Here is a 17919-nt window from a genome sequence, read left to right as displayed (position 1 = left end):
CATCGCGCAGCGTTGCAAACGAGACGCACTCAGCGCGCTCAACATGAACGGATGTTAAGTTCGGTTAAGGAATTGGCGTAGTCTGGGGCTGGCGTGGAGTGCTGAACTACACCAGCGTCATGGTCCTGTAGTCGTCCTCTCGTGCGGCTGTCATCTCGCTCTCGGTGTCTTCTTCCGCGAGAGGAAGGATCCCGTAAACGCTACAGCTAGCGACGAATCACGAGCAGCCCGGGTGACTGGCGCTCGACTCAAGCACGCAATTGCGCGCCTGGCTGGGCGATGACAGTCGAATGTGAGGAAGCCTGAGAGTGGAGCTGCGCGAGGACGCAGCGATCAGCCGCGGCGGGTGAACGGCTCGATCCGTGCGGCGGTGCGCAGGAAGGCGACCATGATGGCGACGCCGCACAGGAACAGGCAGACCTGCAGGATGTGCTCGCCGGTGGTGGAGAGGCCGAACAGGATCGACAGTGCCCAGCCGCCCGCGAAGGCGGCGCCGAACACTTCCGCGCCGATCAGGATCGCCGCCGAGATGACGGTGATGACGCTGGGCCAGTAGATGCGGCGAGGGGCGGTGGAGGTGGTCATATTCTCAAGGTCCTGTTTCGGGCCGCAATCTAACGAAAAAGCCTGCTGCGGCAAGCACTAAAGGGCCCAAAAAAGCCCCATCGCGTGGTATAGATCGACGCATTCTCTGGGCTTCAAAGCAGGATTTCTTATGTCAGAAACGTCGGTCTCGCCGGTTGCGTCGAAAGGTCTCGAAAATCCGCTTCTGAAAGCCTGGCAGACCCCGTTCGAGACCCCGCCGTTCGACGAGATCAAGCCCGAGCACTTCATGCCGGCCTTCGAACAGGCGTTTTTCGACCATTCAGCCGAGATTGCCGCGATCGTGAACGATCCGGCCGTGCCAGACTTTGCCAATACGATCACGGCGCTGGAGCGATCCGGCAAGTTGCTCTCGCGGGTCGCCTCGGTGTTCTACGATCTGGTGTCGGCGCATTCCAATCCGGCGATCCTGGAGATCGACAAGGACGTGTCGTCGCGGATGGCGCGGCACTGGAATCCGATCATGATGAATGCCGTGCTGTTCGGCCGCATCGTGGCGCTGCACGACAAGCGCGCCGAGCTCGGCCTTACCACCGAGCAGATGCGTCTCCTGGAGCGGACCTATACCCGCTTCCACCGCTCCGGCGCCGGCCTCGACGAGACCGCCAAGGCGCGGATGGCCGAGATCAACGAGCGTCTCGCGCATCTCGGCACCAGTTTCAGCCATCATCTGCTCGGCGACGAGCAGGAGTGGTTCATGGAACTGGGCGAAGGCGATCTCGATGGGCTCGCCGAGAGCTTCGTCGCCTCGGCCAGGGCCTCGGCTGACGAGCGCGGCATGACTGGCAAGGCGATCATTACCACGTCGCGGTCCTCGATGGAGCCGTTCCTGAAAAGCGCGGCGCGGCGCGACCTGCGCGAGAGGGCCTACAAGGCCTTCATCCAGCGCGGCAACAATGGCAACGCCAACGACAACAACGAGACGATCGTCGAAATCCTGAAGCTGCGCGAGGAGACCGCGAAGATCCTGGGCTTCCCGACCTTCGCGGCCTATCGCCTGGAAGACTCCATGGCGAAGACGCCGGAGGCGGTGCGCGGTCTGCTGGAGCGGGTCTGGAAGCCGGCGCGTGCCCGCGCGCTGGCCGATCGCGATGCGCTGCAGGAGCTGATCGCGGAGGAGGGCGGCAACTTCAAGCTCGCCGCCTGGGACTGGCGCTATTACGCCGAAAAGCTGCGTCAGCGCCGCGCCAATTTCGATGATGCGGCGATCAAGCCGTATCTGACGCTCGACAACATGATCGCGGCGCAATTCGACACTGCGACACGTCTGTTCGGCATCACCTTCGCCGAGCGCAAGGACGTGCCGGTATGGCATCCGGATGTCCGCGTCTGGGAGGTCAGGGATGCCTCCGGCGCGCTCAAGGCCATCTTCTATGGCGACTACTTTGCCCGACCGTCGAAGCGTTCCGGCGCCTGGATGACCTCGCTGCGCGGCCAGCAGAAACTGGACGGCGACGTGGCGCCGCTGGTGCTGAATATCTGCAATTTCGCCAAGGGCACCGACGGCCAGCCATCGCTGCTGTCGCCGGACGACGCGCGCACGCTGTTTCATGAGTTCGGCCACGGCCTCCACGGCATGCTGTCCAACGTCACCTATCCCTCGCTGTCGGGGACGTCGGTTTTCACCGACTTCGTCGAACTGCCGTCGCAGCTCTATGAACACTGGCAGGAACAGCCGCAGGTGCTGCAGACCTTCGCCAAGCACTACCAGACCGATGAGCCGCTGCCCGACGATCTGCTGAAACGGTTCACCGCTGCCCGCAAGTTCAACCAGGGCTTTGCCACGGTGGAGTTTGTGTCGTCGGCGCTGATCGATCTTGAATTCCATACCCAGCCGGCCTCGGCCTCCGCCGATGTCGCGGCCTTCGAGAAGAAGGAGCTGGAGAAGATCGGCATGCCCGAGGAAATCGCGCTGCGACACCGGCCGACGCAATTCGGGCACATCTTCTCGGGGGATCATTATGCGTCGGGCTATTACAGCTACATGTGGTCCGAAGTGATGGATGCGGACGCCTTCGGCGCCTTCGAGGAAGCCGGCAACATCTTCGATCCCGCGGTGGCCAAGCGGCTGCATGACGACATCTATTCGTCGGGCGGTTCGGTCGATCCGGAAGCCGCTTACATCGCGTTCCGTGGTCGTGCGCCGGCGCCAGATGCGCTGCTGCGGCGGCGCGGGTTGCTGGAAGAGCCTGAGGCGGCGTGAGGCAGGTGTCGTGACCTCTCAATTTGTCATCCCCGCGAAGGCGGGGATCCATAACCTCCGAGCATGTGATGAAGCGATGCGGTTAGCCCCACGGATCAACAGTAAGACGGCGTGTATGGATCCCCGCCTTCGCGGGGATGACATGCGGAGGTTGTTGAGGTCGCTAGCGGGAATCTTCGCCCTGCTGTTCGCCTTCACAGCCGGCATCACCGTTGCCTCCGCCCACCCGCATGTCTTCGTCACCGCATCCAGCGAACTGATCTACGCGCCGGATGGCACCATCACCGGGGTGCGCCATGCCTGGGTGTTCGACGACATGTTCTCGACCTATGCGCTGCAGGGCATCGAGAGCAAGACCAAGGGCGTCTATACCCGCGAGGAACTGGCGCCGCTGGCACAGACCAATGTGGAGTCGCTGAAGGAATTCGCCTTCTTCACCTTCGCCAAGGTGGAGGGCAAGAAGCAGCGCTTCAACGATCCCGTCGACTATTATCTGGAGAAGCGTGACGCCGCGCTGGTGCTGCACTTCACGCTGCCGTTCAAGACACCGTTCAAGGCCAAGAAGATGGAGCTGGAAATCTTCGATCCGAGCTTCTTCGTCGATTTCGGTCTGGAGAAGAAAGATCCCATCAAGCTGGCGGGCGCGCCGGCCACCTGCACGATGGCGATCCAGCGCCCGTCGGACGGCGCCGCCAAGGCGCAGACCATGAATGAAGACACTTTCATGAATGGCGAGAACAGCAATTACGGCGCCATGTTCGCTAACAAGATCACGGTCGATTGCCCATGATGCTCCAGAAAATGACGATGCGCCGCGTGCTGTTGGCTTGCGCTGTGCTGGCCGCAGCGTCAGTGATTGCCGATGGAGCGCTGCATGATGTGTTGGCGCAGAATCCGTTCGGCGCGCCGAAGGGCGTGCCGGATTCGCAGGTCGGTGGCATCATCGGCTGGCTGCTCACCAAGCAGTCCGAATTCTACCGGGCGATGTCGGCGACCATCCGTGCCGCGAAGTCCGACGGCAGCGCGGTGTGGACGCTGCTGGCGATCTCCTTTGCCTACGGTATCTTCCACGCCGCCGGCCCCGGCCATGGCAAGGCGGTGATCTCGTCCTATCTGGTCGCCAATGAAGAGACCGCCAAGCGCGGTATCATATTGTCCTTCGTCTCGGCGCTGATGCAGGCGCTGGTGGCGGTGTTGATCGTGGGCATTGGCGCCTGGCTGCTGAATGTCACGGCGAAGACCATGTGCAGCACCGAGCGCTGGGTGGAAATTGCGAGCTACGGGCTGATCGCGGCGTTCGGCGCGCGGCTGGTCTGGAGCAAGGGGCGCGGGTTCTTCCGCGCCTTGCGGCCGTCGCTGCCGGCTGCGGGGGCGCAGCTCGCGATGGCGCATGCTAGTGCGTCCGCGCATTCCCACGATCATGGCCATGACCACCATCACCACGAGCATCATCATGGCCACGCGCATGCTCATGCGCACGCCCATACGGCGCATGCCGAGGCGACGGCTTCAGCACATGCGCACCATGAGCACAGTCATCACGATCACGTTCATGACGAGCATTGCGGCCATTCCCATGGCCCGACGCCGGATCAGCTCGCTGGCCCCGGTGGCTGGGCGCGTGGATTATCGGCCGTGTTCACGGTGGGCATCCGGCCGTGTTCCGGCGCGATCCTCGTGCTGGTCTTTGCGCTGGCGCAGGGCATGTTCTGGGCCGGCATCGCGGCCACCTTCGTGATGGGCCTGGGAACCGCGATTACCGTGGCAACCATTGCCGTCATCGCCGTCTCCGCCAAGGGTCTCGCCGGCCGTCTGGCTGGTGGGCGCGACGGCAGTGGCGCGCTGGTGATGCGGGGGATCGAGTTCGGCGCGGCGGCGCTGGTGATGCTGTTCGGCGTTGGCCTGCTGCTGGGTTATGTCGCGGCCGAACGCGTCACCTGTTTCTGATCGCTGTCCTGCCCTGATGGACAGTCCGTCGTCTTGACAAGGTCCAGCCAAAGCGCGAAGCCACCGGCATCATGACAAATGTCGTTTCTCTCGAGCTGCCACCGGCCTCCACCCTGGAGATACCGGAACGCGTCGGCGTCTTGCTGGTCAATCTCGGAACTCCCGACACCGCCGATACCCGCGGCGTACGCGTTTATCTCAGAGAGTTCCTGTCCGATCCGCGCGTGATCGAGAACCAGGGCCTGCTGTGGAAGCTGATCCTCAACGGCATCATCCTGACCACGCGCCCGAGCCGCAAGGCCAAGGACTATCTCAAGATCTGGAACACGGAGAAGAACGAGTCTCCGCTGAAGACCATCACCCGCGCGCAGTCGGACAAGCTGGCTGCGTCGCTCGATAGCCATACCCATCTCGTGGTGGACTGGGCGATGCGCTACGGCAATCCGTCGATCCGTTCCCGCATCGCTGAACTCACCGCAAAAGGCTGCGACCGCATTCTGGTGGTGCCGCTCTATCCGCAATATTCGGCGGCGACCTCTGCGACGGTCTGCGACGAAGTGTTCCGCGTACTCGGCACCATGCGGGCGCAGCCGACGCTGCGGGTCACCCCGCCTTATTATGATGAGCCGGATTATATCGGCGCGCTGGCGATCTCGATCGAGAAGCATCTGGCGACGCTGTCATTCGTGCCGGAAATGATCGTGGCGTCGTTCCACGGCATGCCGCAGAAATATATCGACAAGGGCGACCCCTATCAGGCGCAATGCGTGGCCACGACCGAAGCGCTGCGCAAGCGGCTCGGGCCGGATGCGCCGAAGCTGTTGCTGACCTTCCAGTCCCGTTTCGGCTTCGACGCCTGGCTGCAACCCTATACGGACAAGACCATCGAGCAACTGGCCAAGGACGGCGTGCGACGCATTGCCGTGGTGATGCCGGGCTTCTCGGCGGACTGTCTGGAGACGCTGGAAGAAATCGCGCAGGAGAATTGCGAGATATTCCTGCACAACGGCGGCGAGCAGTTCTCTGCGATCCCCTGTCTCAACGATAGCGACGAGGGCATGGACACGATCCGCCAGCTGGTGCTGCGCGAGCTGCAGGGCTGGATTTAACGGCGCTCCAACCCATCCACGTCATTGCGAGCGCAGCGAAGCAATCCAGAAGCCGCAAGCGAAGACTGGATTGCTTCGTCGCAAGGGCTCCTCGCAATGACGGCTGAGAGGTCTGTGGCTCGCGATCACTTCGGCGCTCTCGCTTTTCCCGATTTCGAACCTTAAAATCCTCCCCGACGACAAAACAACGAGACGCCGTGCGTCGCGCGTCCATTTTGCCGCAGGGAGACTTTGATGTCCGGTTACGACATTTTCGCCATCGCCGTTGTGCTGCTGATCATCTTCACGCTGTTTGCCGGTGTGAAGACCGTGCCGCAAGGCTATGACTGGACCATCGAGCGCTTCGGCAAGTTCACCCGCACGCTGTCGCCGGGCCTCAACCTCATCATCCCGTATTTCGACCGTGTCGGTCGCAAGATGAACATGATGGAACAGGTGATCAGTATTCCCGAGCAGGAAGTGATCACCAAGGATAACGCCACCGTCACCGTGGACGGCGTCGCGTTCTTCCAGGTGTTCGACGCGGCCAAGGCAAGCTACGAAGTGTCCGACCTCAATCAGGCGATCATCGTGCTGACCATGACCAACATCCGTTCGGTGATGGGCTCGATGGATCTCGATCAGGTGCTGTCGCATCGCGACGAGATCAATGAGCGTCTGCTGCGCGTCGTCGATGCCGCCGTCTCCCCATGGGGCCTCAAGGTCAACCGTATCGAGATCAAGGACATCGTGCCGCCCGCCGATCTGGTCGAGGCCATGGGCCGGCAGATGAAGGCCGAGCGCGTCAAGCGCGCCGACATTCTGCAGGCTGAGGGTCAGCGCCAGTCGGAAATTCTCCGTGCCGAAGGTGCCAAGCAGGGCCAGATCCTGCAGGCGGAAGGCCGCCGCGAGGCTGCGTTCCGTGACGCCGAGGCACGCGAGCGTTCCGCAGAGGCCGAAGCCAACGCAACGCGGGTGGTGTCGGAGGCGATTTCGAAGGGTGACGTTGCGGCGCTGAACTACTTCATCGCCGACAAATACATCAAGGCGTTCGGCCAGCTTGCGGAATCGCCGAACCAGAAGGTCATCATGCTGCCGGTGGAAGCCATGAGCATGCTGGGCTCGCTGGCCGGTATCGGCGAGATCGCCAAGGCGACCTTCGGCGAGAACTCGACCTCGGCCCAGGCTGCCGCGCGCCGCAGCGGATCAGTGCCGCCGGCGGGTACAACGCCGCCGCGCAGCTAGGGATTTCGCAATGGCCGAAATGTTCGTCACTTTGGGCAACTGGAACTGGTTGATCTTTGGCGTGCTTCTGATGGCGCTAGAGCTGCTGGCGCCCGGCGTCTTCATGTTCTGGCTCGGGCTGTCCGCATTCCTGGTCGGCGTGCTGTCCTTCATCGTCACGCCGTCATGGCAGGTGCAGATCCTGCTGTTCGGATTGTTCGCCGTCGCCGCCGTGCCGCTATGGCGACGCATAGCGCGTCAGAAGCCCGGCGCCAATCCGAATCCGTTCCTCAACAAGCGCAGCGATGCGCTGGTCGGCCGTATCTGCACGCTGGATCGGCCGATTATCGACGGCGAGGGCATCGTGCGGATCGACGATACGGTGTGGCGCGTCAGTGGCCCGGATACGCCGGCAGGCACCAAGGTGAAGATCGTGAAGGCGGACGGGGCCAGTCTGACGGTGGATGTGGCGTAAAAACTAAGCCACGCCCGCCCGCAGCAGATCATGCAGATGCACGATGCCGACGGGCTTTCTGGCGTCCGTCACCAGCAGCGCGGTGATCTTCGACGAGTTGAGGATTTCCAGCGCTTCGCCGGCGAGCAGGTCACGGCTGATGGTCTTGGGATTCTTGGTCATGACTTCATCGACCGAGACCGTCATCAGGTCGGCGCGCATGTGACGGCGGAGATCGCCGTCGGTGACGATGCCGACCACATGGCCGTTGCCATCGGTGATGCCGACGCAGCCAAAGCCCTTCGAGGACATTTCCACCAGCGCATCGGACATCTTGGTGCCGAGCGGCTTGAGCGGCACGGCGTCGCCTGAATGCATGAGGTCGCGGGTGTATTTCAGCATTGCGCCGAGCTTGCCGCCGGGGTGCAGCACGCTGAAATCCACCGACGTAAAGCCACGGCCTTCCAGCAGCGCGATCGCCAGCGCATCGCCCATCGCCAGCATCATCAGCGACGACGTCGTGGGCGCGAGATTATGCGGGCAGGCCTCGCGCGCCTTCGGCAGCGTCAGCGCGACATCGGCGGCCTCGGCCAGCGTCGAGGTAGCTTCGGAGGTGATCGCGACCACGCCGATCCTGAAACGCTTGGCATAGGTGATGAGGTTCTTCATTTCCGGCTGCTCGCCGGACCACGACAGCGCCATGATGACGTCGTCGGGCGTGATCATGCCGAGATCGCCATGGCTGGCTTCGGCGGCATGGACGAAGAAGGCAGGTGTTCCGGTCGAGGCGAAGGTCGCGGCGATCTTGCGGCCAATATGGCCGGACTTGCCGAGGCCGGTGATGATCAGGCGGCCCTTCGCCTTGAGGATCAGGTCGGCGGCGGCGACGAAGGACGGGCCAAGGTCGGATTGCAGCGCGGTGGCCAGCGCGGTGACGCCGCTGGCTTCGGCCTCCAGCGTCCGCAGCGCCGAGGCAATCGCTTCAATGGCTTGATCGCTCATCGCTGCCGTCGTTTTCGTCGGAAGGCCGGGTGTCTTGGAGAGGGGCATCAATCGCATCCTGGGGCCGTAAATTGTCCGGCTGTGTCGCCGTCCTCTTAGCACGGCTGGGCCTGCCTGGCGAAACCCCGCCGATGCGATCTCAACGGGCCATTAACCATAAGCGTTTTAACTCCCTTAACCATGAGTTGTCGCGCGCGCCTCCGGCGTCGCTCTTGGTGGATTTTGTAAGCTTTTGATAGTGTTGGAGTTTTTCTGATCGTGAGGATGGGTCGAGTACGCGACCGCCGCAACCGCGCCTGGGCCAACGGCGCGGTTTCGGCATGTCTGTGCCTGAGCCTCCTCATGCCATCTCCGGCATTCTCGCAAGCATTGACGTCAGACCTGCTGGCGCCGGTTCCGGGCGGCTTCGTGTCGCCGCAGAACCTGCCGACGCGGCGGACGACGGATGCGCCGCTCCAGCCAAATGGAACGCTGCAGACCAGCCAGCTATCGCCGGATCGCATCCCACAGTCGATCATCACACCACCCATACCCGCCGCATCGGGCGCCGCCGGCACCGGGTTCGATGCGCTCAACCGCAAGCGCAAGCAGACCAAATATTATCCGGGCGCGAAGAAGCCGAAGCCGCCAGTGGGGCCTGGCAGCCCGCCGCCGCCGCTGGTGCCCGAAACCCGGCCGTCACCGCCATCGGCCAAGGCCGCCAAGCCTCCCGTCGCCCCATCGGTTGCCGGTACGGTGGTGGGTCAGCCGCCGCGCCGGCGATTGCCGATTGATCCAGATCCTTACGCGCCGACCGGCGTGCGCGTCGGCAGCTTTCTCGTGAAGTCAGCCGTGGAACTCTATGGCGGTTTCGACAACAATCCGGCGCGTTTCGTGCAGCCGAAGGGGTCGTCGTTCTACAAGGTCGCGCCGGAGCTGCTGGCCGCAACCGACTGGACGCGGCACTCGATCATCGTGGATCTGCGCGGATCCTTCACCGGCTATGAGAAGCAGTTTCCCGCAGCGCCATTCCAGACTTCGCCGGCACCCGAAAATGTCGATCGCGCCGAATTCAACGGCAAGATCGCCGGTCGTCTCGATGTCGCCCGCGACCTGCGCGTTAACAGCGAAATGCGTATGCGGGTCGGCGCGGATAATCCGGGCAGCCCGAACATTCAGGCCGGCTTGAAGGAGTTCCCGCTGTTCACGACGACTGGTGGGTCGCTCGGGGTCGAGAAGGACTTCAACCGCCTTCAGATCAAGGTCGATGGTCTCGTCGATCGCACCGTCTATCAGGATTCGAAACTGACCGACGGCACCCAGACCAACAACAATGACCGTAATTTCAATCAGTATGGCGGCGTCGGCCGCGCCACCTATGAAGTGCTGCCGGGTCTAAAGCCATTCGCCGAAGTCCAGGGCGATGTCCGTGTGCACGACGATCGGGCGGATCGCTTCGGCTATCTCAGGGATTCCAGCGGCGGCTATATCAAGGCCGGCACGACGTTTGAATTCACGCGTCTGCTGACGGGCGAAGCCTCAATCGGTTATGCAGCGCGCAGCTATACGGATACGCGGCTGGAGGTTCTCAAGGGCCTGCTGACGTCAGCGTCGCTGATCTGGACGGCCACACCGCTGACGACTGCAAAATTCGTTTCGACCACGTCGATCGACGAGACCACCGTGCCCGGCGTTCCCGGCATTCTCACGCGCACCTATACGGTCGAGGTCAATCACGACTTCCGGCGCTGGCTGACGGCCACGGGCAAGTTCACTTACGTGACGCAGGATTATCAGGAAAACTTCCGCTTCGATAAGATCTACTCGCTGCAAGGTGATCTCGTTTACAAGCTGAACCGTGAGATCCAGCTCAAGGCGCAGGTACGCCGCGATATCCTGGATTCAAACATCCTTGGCGCGAGCACGGCCTCGACCGTGGTGATGCTGGGCGTGAGACTACAGCGATAACGGTCAAAAATCGCTGGGCGCCACGTCGCTCGTCCTAATTCCACTTCCGCATGAACTTGGCCGTCTTCCGGCGAAATTTCACACCGGAGCCATCGGGCAATCGGATGGCGATGAAGCCGGCTGCGATACAGGCCTCGCGCTGCGGCATGTGCTCATCGGGCGCGCGCTCGGTCTCCCACCACGAGGCCCGGTGCGACGCGCGCGGCAGCGCGTCGTCGATGATCTCCTCGATCGCATCCATGCTCAGCACGAATTCGTCCTTGGTCTGGCTGGCCAGGTAGGCGCGGAGCAGGTCGTAGTCAGGCACGGAATTGTCCTCGGTATAATCTCGCAAACGTCATACGCGCCCGCGCGATCAGGCGCTACAGCGCGATTTCGGTAAATCGACATCGGAAGTGCGTCATCCGAGCATTTTCCGCAACCGTTCGTTAACGCCGTGTGGAACCCAAAGCCGGTACTTAAGCGCTCGGCAAGCATTCGCGTGCGATCCGTGGGGTACGGAGCACATGATGAAGTCGGGGAATGCAAGCACGGGAATTCGACGCTGGCCGTTATCGGCCAAGCTGTTGATTCTGTCGTCGCTGGTCACGATCATTGGCTTTTCGGCCGTTTGCGGCACTGTGATGCTCGATATGCGCCGCGGCGAGGAAGCGCTCGCGCGACAGACTGCCGAGAACCTCGCCACCTCCATCGATTCTGATATAGGTCGAACCGTTGAACAATACGATCTGTCGTTGCGCGCTGTCATTTCCGGCATCAATACGCCCGAGATCGACAAGCTCAGCAAGGAAATGCGCCAGCTGATCCTGTTCGACAATGCGGCATCAGCGCGCCAGTTTGCATCCATTCAGGTGTTCGATGCGCATGGCGATCTTATCATCGATGCGGCATCGCTCGATCCTGCCAAGCAGAGCAGTGCCGACGAAGAGTTCTTCAAGGTACACAAGTTCGACGGCGAGCGCGGGCTCTATGTCAGCAAACCGATGCTGCACCGGGGCGCGTACTCCGTCGTGCTGAGCCGCCGCATCACCGACGTCGATGGCAATTTTGCCGGCGTCGTCGCGGGTGCCATCCGGTTCGCCTACTTTCATGATCTGTTCGGCCGCTTGCGGCTGAACAAGGACGACAACATCACAGTGATCCGCCGCGACGGCGTCGTCATCATGCGTACGCCGTTCGATCTCGACGTGGTCGGCAGGGATCTGAGCAAGACCCCCGGCGTGATGCGGGCGCTGAGCCGGTCCAACGGGTCGTATTCGGGCGTCGGTGTCGTTGACCAGATCGAGCGTCTCTATGTGTGGCGCGACAGCGGTCGGCCGTTGCTCGTGATTGTCGGCCGGCCGTGGGCCGGCATCTACAGTCTGTGGTATCAGCAGGCGATCAAGATCGGCGGCATCATGCTGGCGCTGATTATCTTCATCACCGCGGTGACACTGTTCCTGGCGCGCGAAATAGGCCGCCGCGCGCACGCAGAGCACAAGCTCGAAGAACTGGCCACGACCGATGGTCTCACTGGACTGCGCAATCGCCGCAAATTCGATGCGGCGATGGAGCTGGAATGGCGCCGTGCCATCAGGCATTCACGGCCGATGGCACTGCTGTTGATCGACGCCGACCATTTCAAGGTTTTCAACGACAGCTTCGGTCATCAATCCGGAGACACCGCCCTGATCGCGATCGCGAATTGCATCGCAGGAGCGGCGAAGCGCGCCGGCGACTGTGCCGCGCGCTATGGCGGGGAAGAGTTCGCCGTGCTGCTGCCCGGTGCGACCGTGCAGGATGCCTATGAGGTTGCCGAAACCATTCGACGTCGCGTCGAGCAGGTGCCGGCCGATCCTGCGATGCTCACGGTCAGCATCGGCGTCGCCAGCGTGAAGCCGCTGGTGACGATGGAGTGGACGGGACTGGTAGAAGCTGCCGACAAGGCGCTCTATGCGGCGAAGGCCGCAGGCCGCAACCAGTGTGTCATCGCAGGCGATGCGTACCAGGCGATTGCAGCCTAGCGCTTACTCTCCGAGGTAACGTAGCATTTCGGCGCGCAGACCTTCGCGCAGATCAGGGCGTTGCAGGCCGAACGCGATATTGGCGCGCAGGAAGCCCGACTTCGAACCGCAATCGTGCCGCTCGCCTTCGAATTCCACGCCGTAGAACGACTGGCTCTTGGCGAGGCCGATCATCGCATCGGTGAGCTGGATTTCGCCACCCGCGCCGCGCTCCTGAGTCTCCAAAATCTTGAATATCTCCGGCTGCAGGATGTAGCGGCCGGTAATTGACAGGTTGGACGGCGCGGTGCCCTTCGGGGGTTTCTCGACCATGCCGTCGATGGTGAAAGCGGCCTCGTGGGTTGGGTGGCGCTCGCCGACACCGCAGATGCCGTATTGATGCGTCATGTCCATCGGCACTTCCTCGACGGCAACGAGGTTGGACTTTTCGCCAAGCGCTCCCGCGATATCGACCATCTGCTTCAGGCAGCCCGGGGAATTCAGCACCAGCTCATCCGGCAGCACCACCGCGAAGGGCTCATTGCCGACGATATCGCGGGCACACCACACAGCATGGCCAAGCCCGAGCGGCGCCTGCTGGCGCGTGAAGCTCATGGCGCCGGCGGCAGGCTGGGACAGCGCCAGCTGTTCGATCTCGGCAGACTTGTTGCGGCTCTTGAGTGTCTCGTCGAGCTCGAACATGCGGTCGAAGTGATCTTCGATGATGCCCTTGTTGCGGCCGGTAACGAAGATGAAATGCTCGATGCCGGCCTCGCGGGCTTCGTCGACCACATATTGGATCAACGGCCGATCGACGATAGTCAGCATTTCCTTCGGCATCGCCTTGGTGGCGGGAAGGACGCGGGTGCCGAGGCCGGCGACCGGAAAAACGGCTTTGCGAATTTTCATCAGGGGACTTTGCAATGACCTTGGAGGGGAACGACGCAGGCAGGCCAACGAAGATTGCGCCTGCTGGTTCCGTTTGCAACCGGGAACAAAGGCGGATGTGTGGTGCCGGGCTACATGTCTGCAATTATCCTTTCTGCCGCGCGGCACGTCCGCCCAGCCAGGCAAAACTGGAATAGTGTTAAGCTGATGGAAACCCTCACCGGGCCTCCTGTCATGCCACAGTCATGACCAAATTCCGGTCAGATTCCCGAGATGGATAGTGATGAAATCTGCGAAGAAGATGGCGCGGAGCCTGACATGCGGTGTAGCTGCGCTCGGCGCAGTTTTGCTTACGGCAGCCCTGCCCGTGGCGGCGCAGGCGCAGAGCAAGAGCGGCCCTTTCAGCCTGTTCGACAATATCTTTAGCGGATCGTCGCAGACCCAGGACCCGCCGCCACAGGCGGCACTGCCCGGCGCGCCCGGAGCGCAGCCCTGGAGCGGCGAGGACGGCGCATCCGGCCATCCGCTGATGACTGCACAGGCAATCCGCGAGGCCGCTGGTAATTTCGACAACTGCATTGCCGGACTGTGGCCTGATGCCGCACGCCGCGGCATCTCGCAGGACAGCTATCAGCGTTTCACCGCCGGGTTGACGCCGGATCTGCGAATCATGGACCTGATGGATTCGCAGCCGGAATTCACCAAGGCGATCTGGGACTATCTCGACATCCTGGTGAACGACAACCGCATGGCCAAGGGCCGCGAGGTGCTGGCGCAGTACAAGACGATCTTCGATGCGGCCGAGAAGGCCTATGGTGTCGATCGCTACATCATCGCGTCGATCTGGGGCATCGAGTCGAACTACTCGACGATGATCGGCGATCGCAGCGTTCTGCGCTCGACGGCGACGCTGGCCTGCGTCGGCCGCCGTCAGGCGTATTTCAAGGACGAATTTCTGGTTGCTCTGGAAATCCTGCATCGCGGCGATCTGAGGCCTGAACAGATGCGAGGCTCCTGGGCCGGCGCATTCGGCCCGACCCAGTTCATGCCGACCGCGTTCAAACGCTTTGCGGTGGACGGCGACGGCGACGGTCGCCGTGACGTGGTGGACAATCCGACCGATCTGATTTTCTCGACCGCCAACAACCTGAAAAAGGATGGCTGGCAGAGCGGCCAGACCTGGGGCTACGAAGTCGTGGTTCCACAGGGCTTCAACTACATGCTGGCCGACAAGGCCAAGGCGATGACGCTGCCGCAATGGGAGCAGCTTGGCCTCAAGCGGGCCAACAACCAGCCGTTCCCGCGCATGACAGAAAAGGCCTATCTGCTCGCGCCCGCCGGTTCGCAGGGGCCGGGCTTCCTGATGCTGACGAATTTCCGCGTCATCATGAAATACAATCCGGCCGAGGCCTATGCGATGGCGATCGGCCATTTTGCCGATCGGTTGCGCGGCGGTCCGCCTTTCCTGCAGCCATGGCCGCGTCAGGAGCGCGTGCTGTCCCGCGCCGAGCGGCTCGAGCTACAGCAACTGCTGGCGCAGCGCGGCTTCTACAAAGGCACGCCGGACGGCCAGTTTGGCGGCCAGACCCGCGAAGCCTTGCGCAATTTCCAGGCCTCCGTCGGCGCGCCTGCTGATGGGTTTGCATCGTCGGAGATGCTGGATCGGCTCCGGGTGAGATAAGCGCCCTGCGCAGAGGGCCATAGCGCATAACATTATACCGCATTGCAGCATGCATGCTACGCTGCTCCCCTTGATGCATTCTTGGGGACTATCGATGTTGAACAGGCGCACGCTGCTGGCCGGGTTGTCGGCAAGCCTTCTTCCATTTCAGGCTAAAGCGGCGTGGCCGGAACGGTCCATCACCCTGCTGCACGGTTTCGCGCCGGGCGGCGGCACCGACGCAACCTCGCGTGTGCTCGCCGAAGGTCTGTCGAAAATTCTCGGCCAGACCGTGGTGGTCGAAACCAAGCCCGGCGCCGGCACGACGCTCGCCGGGGCGCAGCTCGCCCGCTCGGCGCCTGACGGCTACACGATCTCGCTGATCACCGCGACCTATGGCGCGTCGTCGGCCTTCTACAAGAGCCTGCCTTACAAGCCGGTCGATGACCTCAAGGGTATCTGCCAAGTCTCCGAAGCGCCCTACATGTTCTCGTGTAATGCGGACGCGCCCTTCAAGAATCTCGCCGAGTTGATCGCTTCTGCAAAGAAGCAGCCGGACAAGCCGCTCACTTACGGCACGCCCGGTGTCGGCTCGGGCCCGCATCTAATCGTCGAGCAGATCGGGCAGTTGGCCGGCGTGAAGTTTCAGCACATTCCGTTTCGCGGCGGCGCTCAGGCCGTTGTCGAAGTCCTCGCGGGGCGCATCGACTTCATGGTCGATCCGCCGATCTCGATGATCGAGCAAATCAAGGCCGGCAAGTTCCGCGCACTCGCCGTAACCACCGCTGAACGCTTTCCGTCATTCCCGGATATTCCGACCGTGGCCGAGGCAGGTTTCCCCGGTTACGCGGCGCCAGGCTGGTACAGCCTCGTTGGCCCGATCGGCCTTCCCGATGACGTTGTGGCAAGACTGAACGCCGCGACGGTCACGCTGCTCAAGGATGAGAGCGTGAAGGAGCGGCTGCTGTCGCTCGGTAGCCAGGCTAAGGCCTCGCAGCCGAAGGAGGTCATCGATCTCCTGGCCTCCGACGTGAAGCGCTGGAGCGAGGTGCTGGAGAAGGCAAAGATCGAGCGGATCTAGAACGCACACAGGCGCGCCGCATCGTGCGGCGCGCCTGTCTTTGAACGGCAGGTTATTCCGCCGCCTGCTGCGCCACCGTCGGCGCATTGCCGGCGACGGTGGCCCGGCGCATGTCGCGCGGCTGCGATTGGTCGTAGCGGCGGACTCGATGCATGGTCTGGCGATTGTCCCACATCACGAGATCATGCAGCGTCCATTTGTGGACATGGACGAATTGCGGCTGCGTGGCGTGCTCGTTGAGATCGCGCAGCAACACGCGGGCTTCGGGCACCGACATGCCCTGGATCGCGCCGGCATGCGACGACAGATACAGCGACTTCCGGCCATGCACCGGATGCGTGCGCACCAGCCGCTGCAGCACCGGCTTGAACATCTCTTTCTCTTCGTCAGTGTAGTCGAGAAAACCGAGCGCACCTCGCGACGTCATCAGCGAATGTTCGCAGATCATGTCCTCGATCTCGGTCTTGGCATCACTGTCGAGCGCATCATAGGCCGCGCGCATGTCGGCGAATTCGGTATTGCCGCCCTTCGGATTGACCACGCGTGCCGACAGCAGCGAGAATTTCGCCGGAATCGGCCGGAAGGAACTGTCGGAGTGCCACAGGCAGTTGCCCAGATTGAACAGGTGTGCCCGGCTGTCTTTCGGCAGCGGCTTGCCGTCCTTGCCGAGATTGGATACGTCGGCGAGCCCCGATGTGAGCCGGTAATCTTCCTTCTTGGTGACGGAGCCGCCTTTTCGGTTCTCTCGCTCGCCGAAATTCTGCGCGAAAGCGAGTTGCTGTTCGTCGGTGATATCCTGCTTCGGGAATATCAGGACAGCGTAGTCATCCATGCCGCGCTCGATGGCAGCGGCGTCATCGAGGCTGACCGGCTTGGTCAGGTCGACGCCGGTCACTTCGCCGACGAACAAGGGATGCAGTTTGCGGATTGTCACGGGCATTGCAGATTTCCTCCGTGTGGAATGGTTGACCCATTCGATTGCGGCTTCCAGCGATGCTGTGCCGCTTGAGAAAAATGCTACGCCCGCAAGGTGCGAAGTCAACCGGCGTGAATGCCGTCAGGCATTGCGTGCCATGAGGCCGCCGTCGACCGGGATCACCGCGCCTGTGATATAGGACGCGGCCGGCAGGCACAGGCTCAGCGTCATATGCGCGACTTCTTCCGGATCGCCATAGCGGCGCAACACGGTGCGGCGCTTGGCAAAGATCACCTTGTGCTCGTCGCTAATGCGTTCGGTGATCCCGGTCGTGATCGGTCCGGGACAGATGCAGTTCACAGTGATGCCGTCGCGGCCGAGTTCCACGGCAAGTGAGCGCGTCAGGCCGGTCACGCCAGCTTTTGCTGCGGAATAGGGACTGTGCAGTGCGGTGGCGCCGAGTGCTTCGGTGGACGCGATGTTGACGATCCGCGGCGAGGGCGATTTGCGCAAGTGAGGCAATGCGGCGCGGATGATGCGCTGGTGCGAGGTCAGCATCACGGCGATGGCGCGATCCCATGCGGCGTCATAGCCGTCTTGATCGATGGCGGTCGATACCGAGATGCCCGCATTGTTGACGATGATATCGAGGCTGCCGAAATGCGCGGCGACGTCGCTGACCACTGTGCGGATGCGATCGGGATCGGCGACATCGAGGGTCCATGCGTGTGCGCTGCCGCCGCCTGATGTGATCGCGTCAACGACGGAGGCAATGCCGTCTGCCGAAATATCGGTGACGGCAACATTGGCGCCTTCTTCGCCGAACACGCGCGCCGTCGCGCGGCCCATCCCGCTTGCAGCGCCGGTGACCAGAACGGTGAGGCCGCGCACCGAGCGGCTGAGTTGTTTGTAATCCGACAAGGC

At 62.5% G+C, this 17919-nt stretch carries 16 protein-coding genes; 10 read left to right on the top strand and 6 right to left on the bottom strand.

Annotated features, from left to right (window positions below):
• Positions 1–333: 333 nt before the first annotated feature.
• Complete coding sequence (locus tag AB8B20_RS16535) at positions 334–585, bottom strand: hypothetical protein (RefSeq protein ID WP_068728984.1); 252 nt, start codon at positions 583–585, stop codon at positions 334–336.
• 130 nt (positions 586–715) lie between these two features.
• Here AB8B20_RS16535 and AB8B20_RS16530 point away from each other — a divergent pair, with 130 nt between their 5' ends.
• The 6 genes from AB8B20_RS16530 (at position 716) to AB8B20_RS16505 (ending at position 7540) form a co-directional block, all read left to right on the top strand.
• Entirely contained in the window at positions 716–2806 is a 2091-nt protein-coding gene (locus tag AB8B20_RS16530; protein ID WP_439074599.1) for a M3 family metallopeptidase, read from the top strand.
• 142 nt (positions 2807–2948) lie between these two features.
• A complete protein-coding gene (locus AB8B20_RS16525; protein WP_439074600.1) occupies positions 2949–3596 on the top strand; it encodes a DUF1007 family protein in 648 nt (215 codons plus the stop codon).
• Positions 3596–4753: a nickel/cobalt transporter gene (locus tag AB8B20_RS16520; protein WP_439075037.1), complete on the top strand. Its 1158-nt coding sequence runs from the start codon at positions 3596–3598 to the stop codon at positions 4751–4753. The genes AB8B20_RS16525 and AB8B20_RS16520 overlap by 1 nt, the downstream gene beginning before the upstream one ends.
• Positions 4754–4824: 71 nt before the next feature.
• Positions 4825–5862: a ferrochelatase gene (hemH, locus tag AB8B20_RS16515; protein ID WP_439074601.1), complete on the top strand. Its 1038-nt coding sequence runs from the start codon at positions 4825–4827 to the stop codon at positions 5860–5862.
• Between the two features lie 234 nt (positions 5863–6096).
• Positions 6097–7086, top strand: a complete 990-nt coding sequence (locus tag AB8B20_RS16510) for an SPFH domain-containing protein (protein WP_089265787.1) — start codon at positions 6097–6099, stop codon at positions 7084–7086.
• Positions 7087–7096: 10 nt separating this feature from the next.
• Complete coding sequence (locus tag AB8B20_RS16505; RefSeq protein ID WP_439074602.1) at positions 7097–7540, top strand: NfeD family protein; 444 nt, start codon at positions 7097–7099, stop codon at positions 7538–7540.
• A 3-nt stretch (positions 7541–7543) separates the two neighbouring features.
• On the opposite strand, the gene AB8B20_RS16500 is transcribed toward AB8B20_RS16505, so the two are convergent.
• A complete protein-coding gene (locus AB8B20_RS16500) occupies positions 7544–8521 on the bottom strand; it encodes a KpsF/GutQ family sugar-phosphate isomerase (protein WP_439075039.1) in 978 nt (325 codons plus the stop codon).
• Positions 8522–8863: 342 nt separating this feature from the next.
• Between AB8B20_RS16500 and AB8B20_RS16495 the strand changes: the two genes are divergently transcribed.
• Positions 8864–10468 carry an outer membrane beta-barrel protein gene (locus AB8B20_RS16495; protein ID WP_439074603.1) on the top strand — a complete coding sequence of 535 codons (1605 nt, stop codon included), beginning with the start codon at positions 8864–8866 and terminating at the stop codon, positions 10466–10468.
• Positions 10469–10502: 34 nt separating this feature from the next.
• Here the strand turns inward: AB8B20_RS16495 and AB8B20_RS16490 are convergent, their stop codons facing one another.
• Positions 10503–10775, bottom strand: a complete 273-nt coding sequence (locus tag AB8B20_RS16490) for a hypothetical protein (protein WP_089266229.1) — start codon at positions 10773–10775, stop codon at positions 10503–10505.
• 199 nt (positions 10776–10974) lie between these two features.
• On the opposite strand from AB8B20_RS16490, the gene AB8B20_RS16485 reads away from it, so the two are divergent.
• Positions 10975–12471 (top strand): sensor domain-containing diguanylate cyclase, encoded by a 1497-nt coding sequence (locus AB8B20_RS16485; protein ID WP_439074604.1) that lies wholly within the window; start codon positions 10975–10977, stop codon positions 12469–12471.
• Between the two features lie 3 nt (positions 12472–12474).
• Here the strand turns inward: AB8B20_RS16485 and AB8B20_RS16480 are convergent, their stop codons facing one another.
• Positions 12475–13359, bottom strand: a complete 885-nt coding sequence (locus tag AB8B20_RS16480) for a UTP--glucose-1-phosphate uridylyltransferase (protein WP_068728967.1) — start codon at positions 13357–13359, stop codon at positions 12475–12477.
• 262 nt (positions 13360–13621) lie between these two features.
• Here AB8B20_RS16480 and AB8B20_RS16475 point away from each other — a divergent pair, with 262 nt between their 5' ends.
• Together AB8B20_RS16475 and AB8B20_RS16470 are read left to right on the top strand one after the other, a co-directional pair.
• A complete protein-coding gene (locus AB8B20_RS16475; protein ID WP_439074605.1) occupies positions 13622–15019 on the top strand; it encodes a lytic murein transglycosylase in 1398 nt (465 codons plus the stop codon).
• Between the two features lie 94 nt (positions 15020–15113).
• Positions 15114–16079: a Bug family tripartite tricarboxylate transporter substrate binding protein gene (locus tag AB8B20_RS16470; protein WP_439074606.1), complete on the top strand. Its 966-nt coding sequence runs from the start codon at positions 15114–15116 to the stop codon at positions 16077–16079.
• 52 nt (positions 16080–16131) lie between these two features.
• Here the strand turns inward: AB8B20_RS16470 and AB8B20_RS16465 are convergent, their stop codons facing one another.
• Positions 16132–17019, bottom strand: coding sequence for a TauD/TfdA dioxygenase family protein (locus AB8B20_RS16465; RefSeq protein WP_439074607.1), 888 nt, complete (start codon positions 17017–17019; stop codon positions 16132–16134).
• Between the two features lie 117 nt (positions 17020–17136).
• Entirely contained in the window at positions 17137–17916 is a 780-nt protein-coding gene (locus tag AB8B20_RS16460; protein ID WP_439074608.1) for an SDR family NAD(P)-dependent oxidoreductase, read from the bottom strand.
• Positions 17917–17919: the final 3 nt, after the last annotated feature.

This window comes from Tardiphaga sp. 866_E4_N1_4 (assembly GCF_052076075.1).
In the GTDB taxonomy this organism is placed as follows: domain Bacteria; phylum Pseudomonadota; class Alphaproteobacteria; order Rhizobiales; family Xanthobacteraceae; genus Tardiphaga; species Tardiphaga robiniae.
The sequence above is the reverse complement of the archived record's forward strand: the minus strand, read 5'-3'. Positions and strand labels throughout refer to the sequence as shown.